This is a genomic window from Streptomyces sp. CS113 (genome assembly GCF_002188365.1).
GTDB classification, from domain to species: domain Bacteria; phylum Actinomycetota; class Actinomycetes; order Streptomycetales; family Streptomycetaceae; genus Streptomyces; species Streptomyces tendae.
In genome coordinates this window covers 8,234,609-8,257,313 of sequence record NZ_KZ195574.1, presented here as the reverse complement: position 1 = coordinate 8,257,313, position 22,705 = coordinate 8,234,609, and the positions used below count along the sequence as shown (strand labels likewise).

The 22,705-nt window shown below is 72.6% G+C and carries 23 protein-coding genes; 12 read left to right on the top strand and 11 right to left on the bottom strand.

The window, feature by feature from the left end:
- Positions 1-15: 15 nt before the first annotated feature.
- Positions 16-1,062, bottom strand: a complete 1,047-nt coding sequence (locus B9W62_RS37350; protein WP_179236191.1) for a zinc-dependent alcohol dehydrogenase — start codon at positions 1,060-1,062, stop codon at positions 16-18.
- A gap of 179 nt (positions 1,063-1,241) precedes the next feature.
- On the opposite strand from B9W62_RS37350, the gene B9W62_RS37345 reads away from it, so the two are divergent.
- From B9W62_RS37345 to B9W62_RS37325, 5 genes are all read left to right on the top strand, one after another.
- Positions 1,242-2,645: an ABC transporter substrate-binding protein gene (locus B9W62_RS37345; RefSeq protein WP_087811328.1), complete on the top strand. Its 1,404-nt coding sequence runs from the start codon at positions 1,242-1,244 to the stop codon at positions 2,643-2,645.
- Positions 2,646-2,678: 33 nt separating this feature from the next.
- Positions 2,679-3,710, top strand: coding sequence for a carbohydrate ABC transporter permease (locus B9W62_RS37340; protein ID WP_087811327.1), 1,032 nt, complete (start codon positions 2,679-2,681; stop codon positions 3,708-3,710).
- Complete coding sequence (locus B9W62_RS37335; protein ID WP_087811326.1) at positions 3,707-4,591, top strand: carbohydrate ABC transporter permease; 885 nt, start codon at positions 3,707-3,709, stop codon at positions 4,589-4,591. The genes B9W62_RS37340 and B9W62_RS37335 overlap by 4 nt, the downstream gene beginning before the upstream one ends.
- An 18-nt stretch (positions 4,592-4,609) precedes the next feature.
- Positions 4,610-5,812 (top strand): ROK family transcriptional regulator, encoded by a 1,203-nt coding sequence (locus B9W62_RS37330; protein ID WP_179236190.1) that lies wholly within the window; start codon positions 4,610-4,612, stop codon positions 5,810-5,812.
- A gap of 103 nt (positions 5,813-5,915) precedes the next feature.
- Positions 5,916-6,809, top strand: a complete 894-nt coding sequence (locus tag B9W62_RS37325) for a Gfo/Idh/MocA family protein (RefSeq protein ID WP_087811324.1) — start codon at positions 5,916-5,918, stop codon at positions 6,807-6,809.
- Positions 6,810-6,815: 6 nt separating this feature from the next.
- Here the strand turns inward: B9W62_RS37325 and B9W62_RS37320 are convergent, their stop codons facing one another.
- Positions 6,816-7,223, bottom strand: a complete 408-nt coding sequence (locus B9W62_RS37320; RefSeq protein ID WP_087812285.1) for a RidA family protein — start codon at positions 7,221-7,223, stop codon at positions 6,816-6,818.
- 120 nt (positions 7,224-7,343) lie between these two features.
- Positions 7,344-7,796: a GtrA family protein gene (locus tag B9W62_RS37315; protein WP_087811323.1), complete on the bottom strand. Its 453-nt coding sequence runs from the start codon at positions 7,794-7,796 to the stop codon at positions 7,344-7,346.
- A 190-nt stretch (positions 7,797-7,986) separates the two neighbouring features.
- Here B9W62_RS37315 and B9W62_RS37310 point away from each other — a divergent pair, with 190 nt between their 5' ends.
- On the top strand, positions 7,987-8,562 hold the full coding sequence (locus B9W62_RS37310) for a tellurite resistance TerB family protein (RefSeq protein ID WP_087811322.1): 576 nt from the start codon (positions 7,987-7,989) through the stop codon (positions 8,560-8,562).
- Here B9W62_RS37310 and B9W62_RS37305 read toward each other — a convergent pair whose 3' ends face one another.
- Positions 8,563-9,174 carry a CGNR zinc finger domain-containing protein gene (locus B9W62_RS37305; protein WP_087811321.1) on the bottom strand — a complete coding sequence of 204 codons (612 nt, stop codon included), beginning with the start codon at positions 9,172-9,174 and terminating at the stop codon, positions 8,563-8,565.
- Between the two features lie 38 nt (positions 9,175-9,212).
- Between B9W62_RS37305 and B9W62_RS37300 the strand changes: the two genes are divergently transcribed.
- Together B9W62_RS37300 and B9W62_RS37295 are read left to right on the top strand one after the other, a co-directional pair.
- Entirely contained in the window at positions 9,213-10,403 is a 1,191-nt protein-coding gene (locus tag B9W62_RS37300; RefSeq protein ID WP_087811320.1) for an MFS transporter, read from the top strand.
- Between the two features lie 5 nt (positions 10,404-10,408).
- Positions 10,409-11,317, top strand: a complete 909-nt coding sequence (locus tag B9W62_RS37295) for an aminoglycoside phosphotransferase family protein (RefSeq protein WP_087811319.1) — start codon at positions 10,409-10,411, stop codon at positions 11,315-11,317.
- 38 nt (positions 11,318-11,355) lie between these two features.
- Here the strand turns inward: B9W62_RS37295 and B9W62_RS37290 are convergent, their stop codons facing one another.
- On the bottom strand, positions 11,356-12,819 hold the full coding sequence (locus tag B9W62_RS37290) for an alpha/beta hydrolase family protein (RefSeq protein ID WP_087811318.1): 1,464 nt from the start codon (positions 12,817-12,819) through the stop codon (positions 11,356-11,358).
- A 253-nt stretch (positions 12,820-13,072) separates the two neighbouring features.
- Here B9W62_RS37290 and B9W62_RS37280 point away from each other — a divergent pair, with 253 nt between their 5' ends.
- Positions 13,073-14,290, top strand: a complete 1,218-nt coding sequence (locus B9W62_RS37280; protein ID WP_087811317.1) for an alginate lyase family protein — start codon at positions 13,073-13,075, stop codon at positions 14,288-14,290.
- 22 nt (positions 14,291-14,312) lie between these two features.
- Here the strand turns inward: B9W62_RS37280 and paaE are convergent, their stop codons facing one another.
- The 5 genes from paaE to paaA are packed head-to-tail and all read right to left on the bottom strand — an operon-like array spanning position 14,313 to position 18,050.
- Positions 14,313-15,419: a 1,2-phenylacetyl-CoA epoxidase subunit PaaE gene (gene paaE / locus B9W62_RS37275; RefSeq protein WP_087811316.1), complete on the bottom strand. Its 1,107-nt coding sequence runs from the start codon at positions 15,417-15,419 to the stop codon at positions 14,313-14,315.
- A complete protein-coding gene (gene paaD / locus B9W62_RS37270) occupies positions 15,419-15,934 on the bottom strand; it encodes a 1,2-phenylacetyl-CoA epoxidase subunit PaaD (protein WP_179235861.1) in 516 nt (171 codons plus the stop codon). The genes paaE and paaD overlap by 1 nt, the downstream gene beginning before the upstream one ends.
- Positions 15,928-16,755 carry a 1,2-phenylacetyl-CoA epoxidase subunit PaaC gene (gene paaC, locus B9W62_RS37265; protein ID WP_087811315.1) on the bottom strand — a complete coding sequence of 276 codons (828 nt, stop codon included), beginning with the start codon at positions 16,753-16,755 and terminating at the stop codon, positions 15,928-15,930. Before paaC ends, paaD begins: the two co-directional genes overlap by 7 nt.
- Positions 16,756-16,764: 9 nt before the next feature.
- Entirely contained in the window at positions 16,765-17,067 is a 303-nt protein-coding gene (gene paaB, locus B9W62_RS37260) for a 1,2-phenylacetyl-CoA epoxidase subunit PaaB (protein WP_087811314.1), read from the bottom strand.
- Positions 17,064-18,050: a 1,2-phenylacetyl-CoA epoxidase subunit PaaA gene (gene paaA / locus B9W62_RS37255; protein WP_087812282.1), complete on the bottom strand. Its 987-nt coding sequence runs from the start codon at positions 18,048-18,050 to the stop codon at positions 17,064-17,066. Before paaA ends, paaB begins: the two co-directional genes overlap by 4 nt.
- Positions 18,051-18,263: 213 nt before the next feature.
- Here paaA and paaI point away from each other — a divergent pair, with 213 nt between their 5' ends.
- The 3 genes from paaI (at position 18,264) to B9W62_RS37240 (ending at position 21,457) form a co-directional block, all read left to right on the top strand.
- Positions 18,264-18,704, top strand: coding sequence for a hydroxyphenylacetyl-CoA thioesterase PaaI (gene paaI / locus B9W62_RS37250; protein ID WP_179236189.1), 441 nt, complete (start codon positions 18,264-18,266; stop codon positions 18,702-18,704).
- Entirely contained in the window at positions 18,701-20,047 is a 1,347-nt protein-coding gene (paaK, locus tag B9W62_RS37245; RefSeq protein WP_087811312.1) for a phenylacetate--CoA ligase PaaK, read from the top strand. The genes paaI and paaK overlap by 4 nt, the downstream gene beginning before the upstream one ends.
- 111 nt (positions 20,048-20,158) lie before the next feature.
- Positions 20,159-21,457, top strand: coding sequence for a flavin-containing monooxygenase (locus B9W62_RS37240; protein WP_087811311.1), 1,299 nt, complete (start codon positions 20,159-20,161; stop codon positions 21,455-21,457).
- 108 nt (positions 21,458-21,565) lie between these two features.
- Here B9W62_RS37240 and B9W62_RS37235 read toward each other — a convergent pair whose 3' ends face one another.
- Positions 21,566-22,684 carry a tryptophan dimethylallyltransferase family protein gene (locus tag B9W62_RS37235; RefSeq protein ID WP_306426467.1) on the bottom strand — a complete coding sequence of 373 codons (1,119 nt, stop codon included), beginning with the start codon at positions 22,682-22,684 and terminating at the stop codon, positions 21,566-21,568.
- Between the last annotated feature and the right edge of the window lie 21 nt (positions 22,685-22,705).

Genomic DNA, 22,705 nt, shown 5'->3' with positions numbered 1-22,705 from the left:
TGCCTTTCGGGGCTCTCAGAATTCCAGGACGACCTGCAGCGCCTCGGCGGGCCGCTCGTCCAGCAGGACGTAGGCGTCGGCCGCGTCGGCGACGGGGACGACGTGGCTCACCAGGGAGTCGACGTCCACCTGGCCCTCGGCGACCAGGCGCAGGAAGGTCTGCTGGAGGCGCTCGACACTCCAGCGGTTGGACAGCTGGGGCGGGACGCCACCGATCTGGGAGCAGATCAGCTGGACCCGGTTGTGGTGGAACTCGTCGCCGAGGCGCAGGCCGATGCCGTCGCCCTGGTAGAAGCCGGAGGCCACCACCCGGCCCCCGGCCGCGACCGAGCGCAGCGCCTCGTGCAGGGCCGGGTAGGCGCCGCTGATCTCGATGGCGAGGTCGGCGCCGAGGCCGCCGGTGGCCTCGCGGACGCGTTCGGCGACGGCGTCGGTGCGGGCGTTGAGGGTGCGCTGGGCGCCGTAGTGCTTCGCGGTCTCCAGGCGGCCGTCGAGGGCGTCGACGGCGGTGACGCGGGCGCCGCTGAGCCGGGCGAGCCGGGTGGTGAGCAGGCCGATGACGCCCTGCCCGAACACGGCGACGTCCTCGCCGAGGTGGATGTCACCGGCCAGGACCGCGTTGTACGCGATGGCGCCGACCCGGGCGAAGGCACCGGCCAGCGGTTCGAGGCCGGCCGGCAGGGTGTGGCCGACCATGCGCTCGGCGGGGACGATGCCCTCGCTGCGGTGGCCCCAGATGCCCCACACCAGGTCGCCGGGGACCGGCAGGCCCGGGGTGCCGGCCAGCTCCGGGGAGACCTCGACGACCTCGCCGACCTCGGAGTAGCCCCAGCCGGCCACCGGGTACTCGATGCCGGGCGCGCCGTCGCGGAAGAGGCGCGCCTCGGGGTCCCAGGTCCGGGTCAGGTACGGATTGGTGCCGCGGTAGGCGGTCAGCTCGGTGCCGGCCGAGATGCCCGAGTAGCGGGTGCGGACCCGCAGGTGGCCGGGGGGCAGTTCGGCCCTGGTGTGCTCGGCCACCTCCACCTGGCGGGGCCCGGTGAACTGGACGACGCGCTCCACGGACGACGCGGACGGCACGGATGACACCGACGGTACGGGCGGCACGGATGACACGGACGGCTCCGGAAGGGTTGCTGATGCTGTTGCGTCGACAATATCCGCAACTTATGTCTTGTCAACAAGCAAAAGTGATGCTGTGATGCGTGACGAGCAGACGTAAGCCGGAACGAGGACACTCAATGCGCATCAGGACCCTGCGGTCGAGGACGATCGCGGTCGGCGTCACGGCAGCCCTGGGAATCGGGCTGCTCTCGGGCTGCGCGAGCAGCACCGGGCCCGGCAAGCCGGACCGTGAGATCACGGTCTGGTCGCAGGAGAACCTGCCCGACCGCGTCGCCGCGACGCAGAAGGTCATCGACGGGTTCGAGAAGAAGACCGGCGTCAAGGTGAAGCTCGTCGGGGTCGACGAGCAGCAGATGCCGCAGCTCATCATGTCGGCGGCGGCCTCGGGCACCCTGCCCGACGTCATCGGCGCCGCCCCCATGGGCCAGGTCTGGCAGATGTACAGCAACGGCCTGCTGAACACCGACATCCCGAAGCGGATCGTCGACGGGCTGGGGCGCGACACCTTCAACGCCAACGCGCTGGAGCTGACCTCCGACGGCGGCACCAGCCTGGGCGTGCCCTCCGACGCCTGGCTCCAGCTGCTGGTCTACCGCAAGGACCAGTTCGACCAGAAGGGCCTGCCCGCTCCCACCACGTACGCGAAGGCGCTGGCCGCCGCCAAGGCGCTCACCACCGAGGGCCACGACGGCATCTCGGCGGCCACCGACCCCAGCGACGCCTTCACCTCCCAGAGCTTCGAGAGCCTCGCCCTGGCCAACGACTGCCAACTGGTCGACGACCGGCACGAGGTCGCCCTCGACTCCCCGCGCTGCCAGGAGGCCTTCCGCACCTACGACCAGCTGGCCCGCGGCTACGGCGCCCCGGGCACCCAGACCGTGGACTCCACCCGCGCCACCTACTTCGCGGGCCGGTCCTCCATGGTCATCTGGTCCTCGTTCCTGCTCGACGAACTCGCCGGACTGCGCAAGGACGCCCTGCCCAGCTGCCCCCAGTGCGCGAAGGACCCGCGGTACCTGTCGGACCACAGCGGCATCGTCACCGCCATGAAGGGCCCCGACGCCAAGGACGCCGCCCAGTTCGGCGAGATCACGTCGTGGGTCACCACCAAGACGGCCGAGACGGCGGCGTCCCGCGAGTTCATCGAGTACATGATGGGCACCGGCTACGAGTCCTGGTTCGGCATGGCACCCGAGGGCAAGATCCCGGTGCGCAAGGGCACGGCCGCCGAGCCCGAGCGCTACCTGGACGCCTGGCGGCACAGTGACATCGGCGTGGACACCCGCAAGCCGCTGGACGAGGTCTTCCCCACGTCCCTGCTGGACCAGCTCGCCGACGGCGTCAGCAACATGCGCCGCTGGGGCATCACCCAGGGCGAGGGAGCACTCGTCGGCGCCACCAACGGCGAACTGCCCGTTCCCAAGGCCATCGGCGCCATGACCAGCGGTCAGAGCTCACCGTCCGAGGCGGCGCGCGACGCCGACGAAGAGGTCGCCGCACTCAAGAAGTCCCTTCAGTAGCCGCCCGCCGCCTGCACATCACGAAGGTCTCTCATGCCCACAGCCCCAGCCGGCGCGCCGCAGCGCCGGGACACCAGCCGCCGGTCCACGGACCCGTCCGGGGGCCGGTCCCCCTCCCCGGGCCGTCGCCCGCTCACCGCGAGCCGGCGCGCCAACCGCGCGGGACTCGCGTTCGTCTCCCCCACCTTCCTCGTCGTCCTCGTGGTGGTCGTGCTGCCCATCGCGTGGACCGTGCTGCTGGCCTTCCAAAAGGCCAGGCTCGTCGACATCCAGGGCATGGGCCTGTTCGGCAACTGGTCCCTGGACAACTTCTCGCAGGTCTTCGACTCGGCCGGCTTCTGGTCCAGCCTCGGCACCACCCTGCTGTACACGGCGGGCGCCACGCTCGGTTCGGTCCTCCTCGGCCTGGTCGCCGCGCTCGCCCTGCGCAAGCCGTTCAGGGGGCGCGGGCTGCTGCGCGCGGCGATGCTGCTGCCGTACGTGGCGCCGGTGGTCGCGGTGGCCTTCGTCTGGGAGGTCGCGCTCAGTCCGCAGTACGGCGTGGTCAACGACTGGGGCCGGCGGCTGTTCGGCTGGGACGACCCGATCGCCTTCCTGTCGACCCGGCAGTACGAGGTCGATCTGCTCGGGCTGCACTTCGACATCCCGCTGGCGCTGCTGACGGTCATCGTCTTCGAGTGCTGGCGGTACTTCCCCTTCGCCTTCCTGTTCATCCTGGCGCGGTTGCAGGCGGTGCCCGACACCCTGGAGGAGGCCGCGCTGGTCGACGGCGCCACGCCGACCCAGCGGTTCCGGCACGTGCTGCTGCCCCAGCTGATGCCGGTGATCGCGCTGCTGTGCGTGCTGCGCTTCATCATGACGTTCAACAAGTTCGACGACGTCTACCTGCTCACCGGTGGCGGCGCCGGCACCGACGTGGCCGCCGTGCGCGTCTACGACTTCCTCACCGCCCGCTACGACGTGGGAGCGGCGGCCGCGCAGGCGCTCGTCCTGGCCCTCTCGCTGATGATCCTGCTGGGCTTCTACTTCAAGTTCTTCGGCAACAAGGTCCAGGAGGAAGCGTGAGTGGCAAGACGGCCCTGAGCCGGGCCCGGTTCGAGGAGAGGTTCTTCGGCGTCGCGCGCTGGATCGTCATCGCCTTCCTCGCCGTGATCACCCTCCTGCCGTTCTACTACATGGTGCTGCTGTCGCTGAAGCCCATCGACGCGCTGCTGCTGGACCCCGGCTCGCTGTGGATCTCGGCCAAGGACTTCACCCTCTCCACCTACCGGGACGTGCTGCGTTCCACCGACGACGGCGGCCAGGGCTTCCTGAAGTTCCTGCTCAACTCCGCGCTGGTCTCGCTCGGCACGGTGGTGCTGACCCTGGTGGCCGCCGTGCCCGGCGCCTATGCGGTGAGCCGGCTGAAGTTCTTCGGCCACCGCCAGGTCAGCGCCCTCTTCCTGGCCGTCTACCTGTTCCCGGCGACGCTGCTGGCCGTGCCGCTCTTCGTGATCTTCGCGAAGATCGGCCTCTCCTCCAGCCTGGCCGGTCTCGCCATCGTGTACGTCGCGCAGACCGTGCCGGTGTCGATCTACATGCTGAAGAACTACCTCGTCACCATCCCCGCCTCCATCGAGGAGGCGGCGGCGCTCGACGGCTGCTCGCGCCTTCAGACCGTGCGCAAGGTGATCCTGCCGCTGGCCCTGCCCTCCCTGATGGCGACGGGTCTGTACGTCTTCATGATCGCCTGGAACGAGTTCCTCTTCGCGCTGCTGTTCCTGGCCGCCGACCCGGGCCAGTGGACCGTCTCCCTGGGCCTGGCCCAGCTGTCCAACGGCATCGAGGTGCCCAAGACCGTCCTGATGGCCGGTTCCGTGGTGCTCACGATCCCCGTGGTACTTCTGTTCTTCGCCGCGGAACGCCTGCTCACCGAGGGGCTGACCAGCGGCGCCGACAAGAGTTGAGCCGTGGGGGACACCATGATGACGTCAAGTCAGGCCAGCGCCGGCGAACTGCTGCACCTGATCCGCAGCGGCCGCGCCAACACGCGGGCCGACCTCCAGCAGGCCACCGGCCTGTCCCGCTCCACCGTCGGACAGCGCCTCGACCTGCTCAACCGTGCCGGGTGGCTGCGCCACAGCACGGGCAGCTCCACCGGCGGCCGCCCCTCGCACCGGATCGCCTTCGACCCCGGCCACGCCTCGGTCATCGCCTTCGACCTGGAGACCCGGCACGCCCGCGCCGCGGTGCTCGACCTGGCCGGCAACATCCTCGCCGAGCACACCGGCCCGATGGACGTCGGCGCCGGACCCGACCGCGTCCTGAAGGGGCTGGCCGACTGGTTCCCCGACCTGATCGCCGCGGCCGGTGTCCCGGCGTCCCACGTGGCGGGCATCGGCCTGTCCGTACCCGGTCCGGTCGACTGGGAGTCCGGGCAGGTGATCGAGCCGCCCATCATGCCCGGCTGGGACCGCTACCCCATCCGGGAGCGGCTCCAGGAGGCGTACGCGGCCCGGCTGGACCTGGACCCGGCGGGAGCCGGGGCCGTGCCGGTGCTCGTGGACAACGACGCCAACCTCATGGCCCTGGCCGAGCACCAGGCCAACCACCGCGACTGCGCCTCCTTCGTCCTGCTGAAGGTGTCCACCGGCATCGGCGCCGGGGTCGTCATCGGGGACCGCCTGTACCGCGGCATCGACGGCGGGGCGGGCGACATCGGTCACATCCGCCTGCACGACCGGTCCGACGCGTTGTGCATGTGCGGCTCCCACGGCTGTCTCGCGGCCGTGGCCAGTGGCCGGGCGATCGCCGGGGAACTGGCCGCCCTCGGCCAGGACACCGCCTCCGGACGGGATGTCAGGCGGCTGCTCAACGAGGGGCACCCGGACGCCGTCCGGCTGGCCCGCGAGGCCGGCCGGCGGGTGGGCGAGGTCCTGGTGACCGTCGTGACCCTGCTCAATCCGGGGGTGCTCATGATCGCCGGCGAGCTGGCCGGAGTGCCCTTCCTCACCGGAGTGCGGGAGTTGGTCTACCAGCGGGCGATGCCCCGCGCGACCGCCAACCTCCAGGTCGTCACCTCGCGGCTCGGCGACCACGCGGGCCTCGTCGGAGCGGCCGCGATGGTCGTGGAGCACCTCTACTCCCCCGCGGGCGCCGACGCCCGGCTGGAACGCCTCGCCTCATGACCACCTCGCCGCATGACCACCTCGCCTCACACCCGCCTCGCCTCACGACCGCCGCCCGTCCTCCCCGGCCGGTCGCCGGGAGACCTTCCCAGACAGGAACACCGTGACCGCTGACCCCGCCCCCTGGACCGACCGGCCCGTCAAGGTCGGGCTCGTGGGTGCCGGCCCCTGGGCCCGCGCCATGCACGCCCGGGTGCTCGCCGCCGGGCCGGAGACCCAGCTCGCCGCGGTCTGGGCCCGCCGCACCGAGGCCGCCCGCGAGACCGCCGCGCCCTACGGCGCTCATGTCGCCGCCGGCTTCGAGGAGTTGCTGGACCACTGCGAGGCCGTGGCGTTCGCGGTGCCGCCCGCGATCCAGGCCGAGCTGGCGCCGCTGGCGGCGAAGCGGGGCAAGGACCTGCTGCTGGAGAAGCCGCTCGGTCCCGATCTGGCCGCCGCCCGCCGGGTGGCCGACGCGGTCGCCGAGTCCGGGGTCGTCTCCCAGCTCGTCCTGACCAAGCGCTACCACCCGGCCACCCGGGCCTTCCTCGAAGCCGCCCGCTCCTTCGAGGCGGTCGGGGCGCGCTCCTGCTACCTCCACGGCGCCTTCCTGGGAGGGGAGTTCGCCACCGGCTGGCGTCTGGAGCACGGCGCCCTGCTCGACCTCGGCCCCCATCTGCTCGACCTGCTGGACGCCGCGGTCGGTCCGGTCACCGCCGTCCGCGCCACGGGCGATCCGCGCCGCTGGGTGGAGCTGACCTGCGAGCACGAGAACGGTGCCGTGAGCCAGGCCTCGCTGTCCGGTTCCGTGGCCGTCCCCCGCGCGCTGACCCGCGTCGAACTCTTCGGCGCCGGCGAGCCGCTGGTCTACGACACGGCCGGCCTCGACCACGAGGAGTGCTGGCCCGTCCTGCGCCGCGACTTCGCCACGGCCGTCCGGACCCGCAAGCCGACGCAGGTCGACGCCGGACGCGGCCTGTACCTGCAACGCCTCCTCGACCGGGCCGTGCACGGCTAGGAGCGGTCAGTCGACGACCGCGGTGGCCTCCACCTCGACCAGGTGCTCGGGCACGTCCAGTGCCGCGACGCCCAGCAGGGTGGCCGGTGCGGCCGGGGTCACCCCCAGCTTCGCGGCCGCCCGCTCGATGCCCGCCAGCAGCAGGGGCATCTTGTCGGGCGTCCAGTCGACGACGTGGACGTTCAGCTTGGCCACGTCCGCGAAGGAGGCGCCGGCCGCGGCCAGCGCGGTGGCGACGTTGAGGTAGCACTGCTCGGTCTGCGCGGCCAGGTCTCCCTCGCCCACCGTGACGCCGTCGGCGTCCCAGGCGACCTGCCCGGCTACGAAGACCAGCTTCGATCCGGACGCGATCGACACCTGTCGGTAGACGTCGATCTCGGGCAGCCCGCCGGGGTTCACCAGGGTGATGGCCATGACGTCGTTCTCCTTGCTCACGTGCTCTCTTATGGTTACTCAGGAACCGTAGGAGAGTGAGCGCCGACATGGAAGAACGCACTTTTCAGTGACTGGGGCACCTGCGGGTGACCAAGCAGTTCAGCGGCTCGCCCGACGACGCCGGGAAGCCTCGCGCGGCCGCTTCGGCACCTGGGGCGTGTCCTGACGCGCGGTGCGGAAGACGGCCAGTCTCAGGACCAGGAAGCGTACGACGGTGACGGCGACGGACGTGGCGGCGAGGACCGCGGTCTCGGCGGCCGGCGAGGCGTCGGGCCGCCGGTGCGTGAACCACAGCACCGCACCGGAGGTGACCAGGTAGCCGAGCAGGAAGAGGCCGCCCGCTCCGAGGTGCGCGCGGGCCGGTTTCGTGGCGGCGTGCCGGAACGTCAGCCGCCGGTTCGCCTCGGTGTTCAGCACCGTCAGGACGAGGAGCGAGACCAGGTTGGCGACCGCCGGGGGCGACCACGGGCGCAGCCCCCAGTAGAGGAGCGCCTGGCCCGCGGTCGAGGCGACGCCGATCGCGACGAACCAGCCGACTTCCCTGGACCACACCGCGCGCCCACCGATCCGATCTCCCGACGAACTCCCCGGTGGCGCAGCGTACTACGACACCACCAGCCGCTTTGCCTTTTCTTTGCCCATCGGGAACCCTGTGGTTCCCGGCCGCGTTCATCGTGGTGACCGCGGGAAACCGCGGCCGGGGACAGACCGATGGACAGCGACAGAAGCCGAGGTGGCACGAGTGGCGATGTGGGACAAGATCAAGGACCAGGCCAAGACCTTCCAGCAGTCCCAGGGCACTCGGGGAGCGAGCGGATCCGGCCAGGGGTCGCACGGGCCCGTGGGCGGCGGCAGGCCGGGCTCGTCCTCCGGCGGTTCCAAGGCGCAGCTGATCGGGATGTTCAAGTCCCAGCTCGCCTCGGCCAAGAACGAGCTGAAGAGCGGCGCCTACCGGGACGCCAGCATGGCCATGTGCGCGCTGGTGGCCGCCGCGGACGGCCGGGTGGAGCCGGCGGAGCGGCAGCGTGTGGAGGAGCTGATCGTCTCCAACGAGGTGTTGCAGAACTTCCCGGCGGACCAGCTCCGCCAGCGGTTCAACCAGCACGTGGACCGGCTCCTCGCCAACTTCGAGCAGGGGAAGGCCGAGGCGCTCCAGGTGATCGCCAAGGCCGCCAAGAAGCCCGCGGAGGCCCGTGCGGTCGTGCAGACCGGCATGGTGGTCGCCGGGGCCGACGGGTCCTTCGAGCCGTCCGAGCAGTACGCGATCCGCGAGGCGTGCACCGCGCTGAACATCCCGCCCTCGGAGTTCGGCGTCTGATCACCCGTCGGCCCGGCGCCGGTGCGCCGCGACCCGCTCCCGCGTCGCGCAGCGACGTGAGCAGTAGCGGCGCTCCGGACCGCTGCCCCGGGTGATGAAGACGTTCCGGCAGCTGCCGGAGGCGCAGATCCTGCCGGGTGGGCGTTGGCGGTCCCAGACCAGGACCGTCAACGCCAGGCAGGACGACGCCAGGAACCATTCGGGCCACGGCGCGTCGTCGGCGTGGTCGATGTGCGGGTGCCAGGGGGACCCGCCCCGGTGGGACGACAGACGCAGGCGCCCCGTGTGTGCGCCCAGGAGGCGGTTCAGGACGTGCGCGGCGGCGTCGGCGGACTCCGCCGCGAAGACGTCCCGCAGCAGGGTGGCGGCCTCGCGCATCCCCTCCACGTCCCGGGCGGTGAGGTCGAGGGGCTCCTTCTCGCCGTAGGCACGCAGCACCTCGGCGACCGCGCCGGGGACCGGGCCTCCGCCGGCGCCGGAAGGGCCCGCGGCGAGCACGTTGACGAGAGCGGCGGTGCGCCGCGCCGTGGACAGCACGGAGTGCCTCGTGGACCAGTCGTCGTCGGGAGCAAGGGCGTCGCGAGGGGTGGACACGGGCCGAATGTAACGCATATTGCGGAGTTTTGAGTTACCTCCGTAACGTCTTCCCAGTGCCGAAGGGTTACTCGCTACGCTTCTACCTGGCCGCTGCGACGGCGGCGCGCGCCGGGGACGAGATGTCCGGGCCGGCGCTGCTGCTGGCGGGCCTCGCCGTCACCGGTTCGACGACCGACGCGTCGACACTGCTCGCGGGCATCACGGTCTCCGCCGCGGTCGGCGGGCCGCTGCTGGGGGCGCTCCTGGACCGGGCGGAGCGACCGGGCCGCCTGCTGGCGGGCGCCCTGGCGCTGTACGCGACGGGGCTGATGGTGATCCTCGCGGGGCTCGGCCGCCTCCCCATGGCCTGCACCCTCCCGCTCGCGGTACTCACGGGACTGCTGGGCCCGGCGCTGTCGGGCGGCTGGACCGCCCAACTCCCCCGCGTGGCGGCGGACGCACGGTTGCCCCGGGCCAACGCGCTGGACGCGATGACCTTCGGCGTGGCGAGCCTGGCCGGTCCGGCCCTGGCCGGGGGCGTGGCCGAACTGCTGGGCGCCTCCACGGCTCTCGCGCTCGCCGCGGCGCTGATCACGGCGGCCGTGCCCACCGCGTGGCGGTTGCCCGCGCGCGCCGTCCCGGACCGGGACTCCCGGCGGGCCCCGGTGGCCGCCGCGCTGGCCGCCGGGTTCCGGGTGGTCCTGCGGCGCCCGCTCCTGGCCCGGGCGACCCTCGTTTCGGTCGCCTCCTGCGCCGCCCAGGGCATGCTGACGGCCTGCGTTCCGCTCCTCGGCGCACAGTGGCTCGGCGCGGCCGGGCACGGTGTCCTGCTGTTCTCCGGCGCGGCGGTGTCCGCCCTGGCGGCCAACGCCGTTCTCGCACGGCGTCCGCTCCCCGTCGCCCCCGACACGGTCGTCCGGGCGGGCGCCCTGGTCCAGGCGGTCGCGCCGGCGCTGGCGGCGACGGGCCGGCCGGTGGCGTTGGTGGCCGCCGTGGTCGTCCTCGGCATCGGCGAGGGCCCCCAGCTCACCGCGCTGTTCGCGGTACGCCATCGGGAGGCCCCGGAGCACCTGCGGGGCCAGGTCTTCACCACCGGGGCGAGCCTCAAGATCACCGCGTTCGCCCTGGGCGTGGCCGTCGCCGGCCCCCTGGCCGCATGGTCCCTGCCGGGCACGCTGACGTTGGCGGCGGGGACCGCGGCGGGCGGGGCACTGACCCTCGGCGGGAAAGCGTTTGACGGCCGTCCGCGTCGAAGGGTCGGATGAGGGCCATGAGTTCAGGGCAGAGGCGTCCGGACCGGTGCCGCGTCGACGACCGTCTGGTGCGGCGCCTGGTCGACGGGCAGTTCCCGCGGTGGTCGGGCCTGCCCGTCGAACGCTTCCCCTCCGGCGGCACGGTCAACGCGATGTACCGGCTGGGCGAGGACATGGTCGTACGGCTGCCGCTGATCGAGGGCGGCGCGGCGGACGTGGCGACGGAGCGGGCGTGGCTGCCGCGGCTGTCGCCCCTGCTGCCCACCCCGGTGCCCGAGGTGCTCGGGGAAGGCGTGCCGGGCGACGGGTACCCGTGGCCCTGGTCGGTCTACCGGTGGCTGCCCGGGGAGAACCCCGCGGCCGGAGCGCTGACCGATCCCGTGCGGCTGGCGGAGGATCTGGCCGCCTTCGTGGCGGCGATGCGCGGCATCTCCCTGCCCGACGCGCCGAAGGCGTTCCGCGGTGGGCCGCTCACCACGCTCGACGCGCCGACGCGGGCCGCCCTCGACGAACTGCGCGCCCTCCCCGAAGAGGACGTCGACTGCGACGCGCTGGCCGCCGTGTGGCAGGACGCGCTGCGCGCACCGGCGCACGAGGGGCCGCCCCGCTGGCTGCACGCGGATCTGATGCCGGGCAATCTGCTGGTGCGCGGCGGCAGGCTGTCCGCGGTGATCGACTTCGGGTGCATGGGGGTGGGCGATCCGGCCTGCGACCTCTTCCCGGCGTGGAATCTGCTGCCGCGCGGCGCGCGGGAGGTCTTCCGCGAGGCCCTCGGCGTGGACGACGCGGCCTGGCGGCGCGGCCGTGGCCGCACGCTCTCCCAGGCCGTGATCGCCCTGCCGTACCACCGGAAGACCAACCCCGCGATGGCCGGCAACGCCCGCCATGTGATCCGGGCGGTGCTGGCGGAGGCGGCGGACCGCTAGCGCAGCAGCCGGTCCGCCCTCCGCCGGGATCCACCGCTCTACGGCGCGATCCCCACGCCCTCGATCCTGCTCCACGCCCGCTCCTGCGCGGCCGTCATGGCGGGCCAGGCGAGACCGCCCGGCCGCGGCAGCACCCGGGCGGCGTACGGCGCGGGGTGGAAGCCGGGGTCGTAGAAGCAGCCCTCTGCGTACCTGGCGTCGAAGGCGGCACAGGACGCGGCGATCGAGCGCGGGGTCGGCCGGTGACCGGTGCGCACCCAGGAGTCCAGCGCGGCGAGGGAGCCCGCGTACTCGGAGTCGCTCAGCGAGCTGTGCTCGTGTTCCCGGGTGAAGGTCTGGACGAGGTTCCGTTCCCGGCCGGCCCCGCGGAGCGTGGCGCGGTAGGCCGCCTCGTGCTCCACGAACGCCGTCGGGTCGTCGATGGCGTGCAGGGTGAGCACGGGCAGGGAGACCTTGCCGGTGAGGTCGCTGTCGTAGGACAGGTCGCGCCGTGCGGTGGGGTCGGCCGAGAAGCGCTCGACGCCCGCGTTCAGCGCCTTGTCGTCGTGCGAACCCGAGTAGCGCACCCCCCGGTTGCTCCACGGGTTCCGCCCGCCGAGCCGGTTGGTCACGATGTCCCGGAACGTGAACGTGGCGAACCGCAGATGGGATTCCAGGGTGCGCTCGGGGATGCCGGTGACGGCGAGGATGTCGTCGAGGTTGCGCTGCTGGAGCGCGGTCCGGTCGGCCGGGTCCGAGGCGTAGCCCGTGCACTCCTCCAGGCGGGCGCGCAGCCCCGCGGTCGTCATGGTGGAGCCGGGGCGCAGGCCCTGCCACAGCGGGTACTGCGGCTCGGTCGGGCGCGGGTGGTTGTGGCAGTAGTACTGGTAGACCACCCGCAAGTCCACGCGGTAGTCGTAGCCGCGCGAACCGCCGCCGAGCACGCCGTTGGTCAGCAGCACCCCGTCGTAGGCGCCGGGGCGCCGGCCGTAGGTCTCGGCGACCTTGGCGGCGACGTTCCCGCCCCAGGACTGGCCGTGCAGGTAGGTGTGTTCGGGCCGGCCGAACCGTTCGGTGAACAGGCGGCGCACGTTCTCGGTGTCGGCGGCCGCCATGCGGGCCCCGTAGCCGCCGCGCCGGTAGGAGGAGGCGGCCCAGGCGTATCCCTGGTCGACCATCACCGCCCAGCGTTCCAGGTCCTCGGTGCTGCGGGCGGGGTCCGAGGCGTCGCCGAGGTCGGGGCCGCCGTGGGCGTGCACGACGAGGGACCCGTTCCAGCGGTGGGGCACGGCCATCGCGTAGAAGGCGCCGTCCGCGTCCTGGCCGGTGTAGCAGGTGGCCTTCTCCGCGAGCGCGGGCGGGCAGTCCGCGGCCGCCGGCTGTCCGGCCGCCCGTGCGGGGGCGGCGGAGACGTTGCCGAGGGTGCCGAGGAGCGCGGCGGCGAGCGCGGCGGCGACCACCGCCGGGCGGCCTCTGCGGCGGGCGGGCCGGGTGTCGTGCCTGGGAGCGGGGGGTGTGGTCAAGGTGCGGCTCCTGTACGTGCTGTGGGCCGGCGCGAAGTTGCGCTGCGAGCGGGGATGTTAGGAACCCGCCGGATCCGGAGCCACCCCTTCGGCCGTTGCGTTCATAGTGTTCGCCGGCCGCCGCCGACCCGGACGTCCACGTGTTCCTGCGTGGCCTCTTGACGGCCCATTGGTCTCTACCTATCGTCACCGCCCAGTCGAACGTTCAGAACAACACCCAGCGTTCACATACTCGAACGGACGGACCCCCCACATGTCCTCTGCTCCCACGCGCCGCCACCGCAGATCCCGCTTCGTCCCGCTCGCGACGCTCACCGCCGCGCTCGTCGGCACCCTGCTCGCCGGTCCCGGCTCGGCCGGCGACCGCGCCGACGCCGCACCGGCCGCGTTCACGCATCCCGGAGTCACCGTCTCCCAGGGCCAGCTCGACTTCGCCCGGGCCAAGGTGCAGGCCGGGGCCCAGCCCTGGAAGGGCGCCTTCGACCAGATGATGGCGAGCCGGTACGCGGATTTGAACCGCGCCCCGAAGCCCCGCGCGGTGGTCGAGTGCGGTTCGTACTCCAACCCCAACTACGGCTGCACCGACGAGCGCGAGGACGCGATCGCGGCCTACACCAACGCGCTGGCCTGGTACTTCACCCGGGACGAGAAGTACGCCCGCAAGTCCATCGAGCTGATGGACGCCTGGTCCGCCGTGCTCCGGGACCACACCAACAGCAACGCGCCGCTACAGACCGGATGGGCCGGGTCCTCCTGGCCCAAGGCCGCCGAGATCATCAAGTACACGTACGGCGGCACCTGGGCGAACTCGGGCCGCTTCGCCACCATGCTCCGCGACGTCTACCTGCCCGAGATCATCAACGGCTCCAACTCCAACGGCAACTGGGAGCTGACCATGACGGAGGCCGCCGTCGGCATCTCCGTCTTCCTGGAGGACCGGGCCTCCTACGACAAGGCCCTGGCCAGGTTCCGCACCCGCACGGCCGCGTACGTGTACCTGAACTCCGACGGAGCGCTGCCGAAGACCGTGCCGAGCCAGCACCTCGACACCCGGGACAAGATCGTCAAGTACTGGCAGGGCCAGTCCACCTTCGTCACCGGCCTCACCCAGGAGACCTGCCGGGACTTCACCCACACCGGGTACGGCATCTCGTCCATCTCGCACGTCGCCGAGACCAGCCGGATCCAGGGGCAGGACCTCTACGGCACCGACGTCGGCGAGCGGCTGCGGCACGCGCTCGGTTTCCAGGCCAAGTACCAGCAGGGCGCGGCCGCACCGAGCTGGCTGTGCGGGGGCTCGCTCCACCTCGGCCTGGGCCCGGTGACCGAGGTCGGCTACAACGCCCTCCACAACCGCCTCGGGTTCGCCATGGACAACACCGAGGCGCTCACCGAACACACCCGGCCCTCCGGCACGAACAACCTCTTCGTCGCCTGGGAGACCCTCACCCACGGCGACAACCCCGCCTGAGCGGCCGCGGGCCGACGGCCGGTCAGCTGTCGTAGTCCACGGTCAGCTTCTCGGAGACCGGGTACGACTGGCAGGTCAGGACGTAGCCGGCGTCGACCTCGGCGGTCTCGAGGGCGTAGTTGCGGCGCATGTCCGCACTGCCGTCGGTGACCAGGGCCCGGCAGGTTCCGCAGACCCCGCCCTTGCAGGCGAAGGGCAGGTCGGGGCGGGTCTGCTGGGCCCCGTCGAGGATCGACCGCTCCCGGGAGAGCGAGGAGGTCGTCGAGCGGCCGTCCAGGGTGATGGTGACCTCGCTGACGGGGCCCTCGGGGCCGCTCTCCTCGTGGCGCACTTCCCGCACGGGCTCGTCGTCGGCGTAGAACAGCTCCCGGTGGACGCGCTCCGCCGGGACGCCGAGGCCGGACAGGACCTGCTGGGCGTCGGCGACCATGCCCTGCGGTCCGCACAGCCACCAGTGGTCCGCGCTCCCCACGTCCAGCAGGGAACCCACGAGCGCCGCGAGCCGTCCGGCGTCCAGGCGGCCGGAGAGCACCTCGGCCTCCCGCGGCTCGCGGGAGAGCACATGGGCGAGGTGGAAGCGGGTCGGGTGGAGGTCCTTCAGGTCGGCCAGCTCGTCGGCGAACATCACCGTGTCGGTGCGGCGGTTGCCGTAGAACAGGGTGACGGTGGAACGGTCGTCGGCGGCGAGCACCGACTCGGCGATGGACACCATCGGGGTGATGCCCGAACCGGCCGCGACCAGGACGTGGTGGCCGGGGGTGGTCAGGTCGGGAGTGAAGAGGCCGGTGGGCGCCATCACCTCCACGGTGTCGCCCGGCCGCACCTCGTCGACCAGCCACGCCGAGAACAGTCCGCCCGGCACCACCCGCACGCCGATGCGCGGCGCCGCACCGGCCGGTGCGCAGATCGAGTACGAGCGGCGCTCGTCCCGGCCGTCCACCTCGCGCCGCAGGGTGAGCGACTGACCGGGCGCGAAGGCGAACTCCCCGGCCAGCTCGTCGGGGATCTCGAAACTCACGGCCGCCGCGTCCGCGCACAGCCGCTCGACGGCGGCGACGCGCAGCCGGTGGAAAGCGGGCCGGCGGCGGGTGCGCACCGGGGCCGCCGGGACGGGGGCGGTCGGGGCCATCAGATCTCCTTGACGTACTCGAACGGCTCGCGGCAGGCCCGGCAGCGCCACAGCGCCTTGCAGGACGTGGCGGCGAAGCGGGAGGTCTCCTCGGTGTCCGCCGAGCCGCAGCGCGGGCAGGGCACGGCGGGACGGGTGGGTGACAGCACCAGGGAGACCGGGCCTCGGGGTGCCGCACCAGGCGGGGCGATGCCGTGCTCGGCGAGCTTCTGGCGGCCCGCCCCGGTGATCCAGTCGCTGGTCCAGGGCGGGTCCAGGACGGTGCGGATCTCCACGCGCGGATATCCCGCCTCCCGCAGCCGTGCGTCGACGTCCGCCCGCATCTCGGCCATGGCCGGGCAGCCCGAGTAGGTGGGGGTCAGGCTGGCGACCACGGTGCCGTCCGCGACCACCTCGACCTCGCGCAGGACACCGAGGTCGGCGAGGGTCAGCATGGGCAGCTCGGGGTCGGGCACCTGCTCGGCGACCTGCCGGGCGCGGCGGGCGTCCAGGAGTGCGGGGCCATCGGTCACCATGTCGCCTCCGGGTGGGCGCGGGCGATGCCCTGGAGCTCGGTCAGGAGCGGCGCCAGGTGTTCGGTGTGCTCGCCGGCGCGGCCGGAGCCGGGCAGCGGACGGTACACGGGCAGGGTCAGTCCCGCCGCCTCCGTGACCTGGCGCAGGTCGTCGGCGATCTCGTCCCGCACGTCGTACGCCGTGTGCAGCTCGCCGAGGTAGGGGGCGACCTCGTCGAGTGCGGTGCGCATCCGGCGGTGCGACTCGTCCGTGCCGTCGCCCAGGCGCACGCACCACTCGGCGGCGTACTGGCGGTGGTACGTCAGCTCCTTGACGCCCTTGGCTGCTACCGCCGCGAGCACCGGGTCGGGGTGTGCCTGAAGCCGCCGGAAGTGGGCCAGGCGCCAGCTGGAGAGCACCAGCAGCCGGACCACGGCGAACGCGAAGTCGCCGCCCGGGAGTTCCGCCAGGCGGACGTTGCGGAAGTCGCCGGCGTCCCGGAAGTAGGCGTAGGCGTCCTCGTCGCGGCCGGTGCCGTCGGCCTGCCCGGCTCGGGAGTAGAGCAGGCGGGCCTGGCCGAGCAGGTCGAGGCCGATGTTGGCCAGCGCCACCTCCTCCTCCAGCTCGGGCGCGCGGGTGACCCACTCGGCGAGCCGCTGGGCGCTCACCAGGGCGTCGTCGGCCAGGGCCACGCAGTCCGCGGCCAGTACACCGGGGTCGACGCCCTCGGGCACGGTGGTGTCGACGCCGTGCAGCGGGTCCTCGAAGCCGGTGCCGTAGGCCCAGCGGGTGTCGTCCTCGTGCCCCTCGGCCAGGGTGAGGTAGACGTGGTCGTCACTCATGCCCTGCTCCTAGATGTGCGGGACGTCGTCGGGGATGTCGTAGAAGGTCGGGTGGCGGTAGACCTTGTCGGCGCTGGGGGCGAAGAAGGGGTCCTTCTCGTCGCGGGTGGAGGCGGCGATGTGCTCGGAGCGCACCACCCAGATGCTGACGCCCTCGTTGCGCCGGGTGTAGAGGTCGCGGGCGTGGGTGAGGGCCATGGCGTCGTCGGCGGCGTGCAGCGAGCCGACGTGGACGTGGTTGAGGCCGCGCTTGCCGCGCACGAACACCTCGTACAGCGGCCAGCCCTGCTTCCCGGGCGTCTCGGTGCTCATGCCGCCGCTCCCTTCTCCGCGCGGGCGGCCTGTTTGGCGGCGTGGGCGGTGGCCGCCTCGCGCACCCAGGCGCCCTCCTCGTGAGCGGTCCGCCGCCGCTCCATCCGCCGGTCGTTGCAGGGGCCGTCGCCCTTGATGACGCGCATCAGCTCGTCCCAGTCGGGGGTGCCGAAGTCGTGGTGCCCGCTCTCCTCGTTCCAGCGGAGCTCCGGGTCGGGCAGGGTGACGCCGAGCTTCTCGGCCTGCGGGACGGTCATGTCGACGAAGCGGCGGCGCAGTTCGTCGTTGCTGTGCCGCTTGATCTTCCAGGCCATGGACCGCGCCGAGTTGGGCGAGGCGTCGTCGGGCGGGCCGAACATCATCAGGGACGGCCACCACCAGCGGTCCACCGCGTCCTGCACCATCTCCCGCTGGGCGTCGGTGCCGCGCATCATGGTCATCAGCAGTTCGTAGCCCTGCCGCTGGTGGAAGGACTCCTCCTTGCAGATGCGCACCATCGCGCGCGCGTAGGGCCCGTAGGAGCTGCGGCACAGCGGCACCTGGTTGCAGATCGCGGCACCGTCCACGAACCAGCCGATCACGCCGACGTCGGCGAAGCTCAGGGTCGGGTAGTTGAAGATCGACGAGTACTTCTGGCGGCCCTCGATCAGCCGCTGGGTGAGGTCGTCGCGGTCCGCGCCGAGGGTTTCCGCCGCCGAGTACAGGTACAGCCCGTGTCCGGCCTCGTCCTGGACCTTGGCGAACAGGATCGCCTTGCGGCGCAGCGACGGGGCCCGGGTGATCCACTCGCCCTCGGGCTGCATGCCGATGATCTCCGAGTGCGCGTGCTGGGCGATCTGCCGGATCAGCGTCCTGCGGTAGCCGTCGGGCATCCAGTCCCGCGGCTCGATGCGCTGGTCGCGCGCGATCGTCGCGTCGAAGTGCTCCTGGAGCCCGTCCGGCGCGTCCGGGGGCGGCGCCTCGGCGGCGTGTGTCGTGGTCATCGTCACCAGCTTCCCAACCGACCATTCGTTCGGTATCAGTGTGACGTGTTTCCGCGCGCCGGGCAAGAGCCGGACACCCGCCGGTCACACTCTTGACAGCGCCGCCGCGCGACGGGATAACTTGACCTTGCCGCGCGCTAACCGAATGGTCGGTCGGGAGACAAGGTGGTGGGTACGGTGTCGCAGGCCACTGAGCAGACGCCCACGGAGGCGATGTTCTTCGCGGACGAGGCCTCCCGGGGGCTCGGCATCGAGCTGGTGGAGCACGGCGCCGGCCGGGCCGTGGTGCGCATGACGGTGACCCCGGCGATGGTGAACGGCCACCGGACCGCCCACGGCGGCTTCCTGTTCCTGCTGGCCGACACCGCCTTCGCCTGCGCCTGCAACAGCCACGGCCCCGTGACCGTGGCGGCCGGCGCCGACATCGTCTTCGTCGCCCCGGCCCGCGAGGGCGACGTGCTGGTGGCCGTCGCCGAGGAGCGTGCCCGGTACGGACGCAGCGGGATCTACGACGTGAGCGTACGGCGTGGCGACGAGGTGATCGCGGAGTTCCGCGGGCGCAGCCGCAGCGTGCGCGACGACGGAGGCGGCCGCGGCACGCACAGGGACACGGCGCGCGAGACGCCGGGCACGACGACGAAGGAGTCGCGATGAGCAGCGAGCCGGCGACCGGGGCGGCCCCGGCACCCCGACCGGGCGAGCCTCTCCCCCACGACCTGCTGGACGACGCCGAGCGCCTCTCCCGCGAGCAGCTCCGCGAGCTCCAGCTGGACCGGCTGCGCGCGACCCTGCGGCACGCCTACGACCACGTGGAGCTGTACCGCAAGAAGTTCGACGCCGCCGGGGTGACGCCCGAGGACTGCCGCAGCCTGGCGGACCTGTCCCGGTTCCCCTTCACCACCAAGGCGGACCTGCGGGACACCTACCCCTTCGGCATGTTCGCCGTCCCGATGTCCGAGGTGCGGCGCGTGCACGCCTCCAGCGGCACCACCGGCCGCGCCACCGTCGTCGGCTACACGGAGAACGACCTCTCCATGTGGGCCGACGTCATAGCCCGTTCGATCCGCGCCGCCGGCGGGCGCCCCGGACACAAGGTGCACATCTCCTACGGCTACGGCCTGTTCACCGGCGGCCTCGGCGCCCACTACGGCGCCGAGCGCGCCGGCTGCACGGTGATCCCCGCCTCCGGCGGCATGACGGCACGCCAGGTGCAGATCATCCAGGACTTCCGGCCCGAGATCATCATGGTCACCCCGTCCTACATGCTCACCCTGCTCGACGAGTTCGAGCGCCAGGGCGTCGATCCGCGCACCAGCTCCCTCAAGGTCGGCATCTTCGGCGCGGAGCCGTGGACCGAGGAGATGCGGCGCGAGATCGAGGAGCGCATGGACATCCACGCCGTCGACATATACGGCCTGTCCGAGGTGATCGGCCCGGGCGTGGCCCAGGAGTGCGTGGAGACCAAGGACGGACTGCACATCTGGGAGGACCACTTCTACCCCGAGGTGGTGGACCCGCTCACGGACGCCGTGCTGCCCGAGGGCGAGGAGGGCGAGATCGTCTTCACCTCCCTCACCAAGGAGGCGCTCCCGGTGATCCGCTACCGCACGCGGGACCTGACCCGGCTGCTGCCCGGCACCGCACGTCCCGCCTTCCGTCGGATGCGGAAGGTCACCGGGCGCTGCGACGACATGATCATCCTGCGCGGGGTGAACGTCTTCCCCACCCAGGTCGAGGAGATCGTGCTGCGCACTCCGGGCGTCGCCCCGCACTTCCAGATCCGGCTCACCGAACGCGGCCGCATGGACCACATGACCGTACGGGTCGAGGCCCGGTCCGACGCGGGTCCCGAACAGCGCGAGGCCGCCGCCAGGGCGATCGCCCAGGGCGTCAAGGACGGGGTGGGCGTGACCGTGGAGGTGGAGGTCGTCGAGCCGGAGAGCCTGGAGCGCTCGCTCGGCAAGATCCGCCGGGTGTGGGACCTGCGGGGCGCGTGAAACGTGAGCACGGACACGTCCGTTCGCGGGTCGTGCTGGTGTGCGGGAAGAAACGGATGGGCAGTATGAGCACGATCGGGGGAGGTTGAGTACATCCTGGGGGGACATCCCGTGCGTGTGTGTGTGATCGGTGCAGGCCTGTCGGGGCTGGCGACGGGCCGTGCCCTCAAAGAGCGCGGCATCTCCTTCGTCTGCCTGGAGAAGGCGCCCGACGTCGGCGGGATCTGGCGCCGGCCGGGGGCCGGCGAGCGTGGACCGGGCTATCAGTCCCTGCACCTGAACACCGCCAAGCAGCTGACCGGTTACGCGGACTTCCCGATGCCGTCCTCGTACCCGCTCTATCCCCGGCACAGCCAGTTCGCCGCCTATCTGCGGTCCTTCGCCGAGTGGGCGGGCCTGCTCGACCACATCGAGCTGCGCACCGAGGTGCTGTCCGTGCGTCAGGACGGGGACGGCGCCTGGACGGTCGTCACCCGGGGCGCGGACGGGGTACCGCGCTCCCGCCGGTTCGAGGAGGTGGTCGTCGCCTCGGGCCACAACAGCGAACCGGCCCTGCCCGATCCCCTTCCGGCCGGTGCCGAGTCGTTCGCCGGAACGATTCTTCACTCCCTCGACTACCAGGACGGCGGCGACTTCGCCGGCCGGCGCGTGGTCGTGGTGGGCCTCGGCGCCTCGGCGGTGGACATCGCCGCGGACCTCTCCCGGCACGCGGCGCGGACCCTGCTGTCGGTGCGCCGGGGGCTGCACATCGTGCCCAAGCAGGTCTTCGGGATGTCCCTCGACGAGATCGCCGAAGCCCCGTGGTGGAACGCGATGCCCTTCGCCGAGCGGCGCCAGTGGGTGGAGCAGGCTCTGCTGGTGGCCCGGGGCAGGCTGTCGGACTACGGCCTGCCCGAGCCCGACCACCCGATCCTCTCCTCCGCGACGACCCTCTCGGACGAGATCCTCAGCCGGATCCGGCACGGCGCGGTGACCCCGAAGCCCGCGATCGCCGCGTTCGAGGGCAATCGGGTCGTGTTCGCGGACGGCAGCGCCGAGACCGCCGACGCGGTCGTCTACTGCACCGGTTTCCACATGACGTTCCCCTTCCTGCCCGCAGGCTGCCCGGTCGCGCCCGGCGGCTCGGTCGAGCTGTACCGACGGGTCGTCCCGGCGGACCGGCCCGGTCTGTACTTCGTGGGACTGGTGCGGCCCGCGGGCGCCCTCACCCGGCTGGTGGAGGCCCAGGCCGAGTGGGTCGCGCGCCTCGTCGACGGCGTCGCCGTGCTGCCCGGGGCCGAGGAGATGCGCGAGGAGATCGACACGTACCTGGCGGGCGTCGTCGAGCGCTACGGCCGGTCTCGGGCCGCCTCGATCCACGTCGACGTGGGTCCGTACCTGGCGGAGTTCCGGGAGTCGCTGCCCGTGTGAGTGTTCCGCCGGCCGCCGCCGCACAGTCCGCGACGGCGCCCGGTCAGGTCCCTGCCGAGGGTTCCCGGTGGATCGCACCGGGAGCCCTCTCGTGCGCGGACGGCCCGGTCAGGCCACCGGCACCGGTCTGCGGACGGTCTCCGCGGCAGGCGGCCGGACCGCGTACGCCTCCGAGGAGAGGTACGCCGTCACCCGCGGCGGCCGGTCCCCCTGGTGGGCGAGGGAAAGGTAGGCGATGAGGCCCGCCCCGTCCTCGGGCCGCCGCTCGGTGAGGGCGGGCAGGGCGCGGTCGAGCACGGAGGCGTCCATGCCGTGCCGGCGCAGCACTTCGGACGCCCGCGTCAGGGCCTCCCCGTCGTGGCGGACGTAGTCCCGCACCGGGATGTACAGGGTGAAGCCGCTCGGCCGCGCCGTGCCGAGGTCGGTGAAGGAGTGGCAGGACTGACCGGGCAGCCCGCCGAGCCCGCCCGCGTCGGAGCCGAGGGCCGCGGCCGTGCGGAAGAAGCCCTCGACCGCCGCGGGCCCGGGGCCCGGGTCCATCCGGGGCAGCCGTCCGGCCTCGTCGGCCGTGAGGTTGTCGTGGTACAGGTAGACCTTCACCCGGGGTTCCGCCCAGCCTCCGAGGTCGAGGGCGAAGAAGGGGTATCCGCTGCCCACGGGAAGGCTGTCGAAGGCCCGGTGGTACCCGAGCCGGTGCAGGGCCTCGCGCACCGTCGCGGCGGAACGTTCCTCCCCGCCCGCCGCCGGGTTCAGGTAGACCTTGACGCCGGGTACCCCGCCGGGCCTGAGTTCCAGGGCGCACCACAGGGCGAGGGGCCCCCGCGGAGCGGGCGGCAGGAACAGGTCCCGGAGTTCGTCGAGGGCGTCGGTGGCGAAGTGCCAGCGCCGCGCCATGGTCCGGATCGCCGCCAGCCCGGCGCGGCCGTTGTCCGCCAGGCTGCTCGCGCCGCAGCCCGGTTCCACGAGGACCCGCATGACGGGCGCCGCGTCCGCTCGGAAGGAGAGGGAGAACTCCACGGGGGTGTGGTCGTCGGACAGGAAGGTGCGCGTGGGCGGCGGCAGGTCCAGTGGCCGCTCGGCCTCCGGGCCCAGTACGTCGGTCAGGACCTGTGCGTAGGTCTCGACGTCGGCGTGGGACAGGCCGGCGACCGAGCCGAGTCTTCGCAGCTGGCCGCCGGTGAAGGCGCCGAGCGTGGGTGTGCCCTGCGGCTCCGCGCCCGTCGGCACGGCCCTCACCGTCCCGTCCCC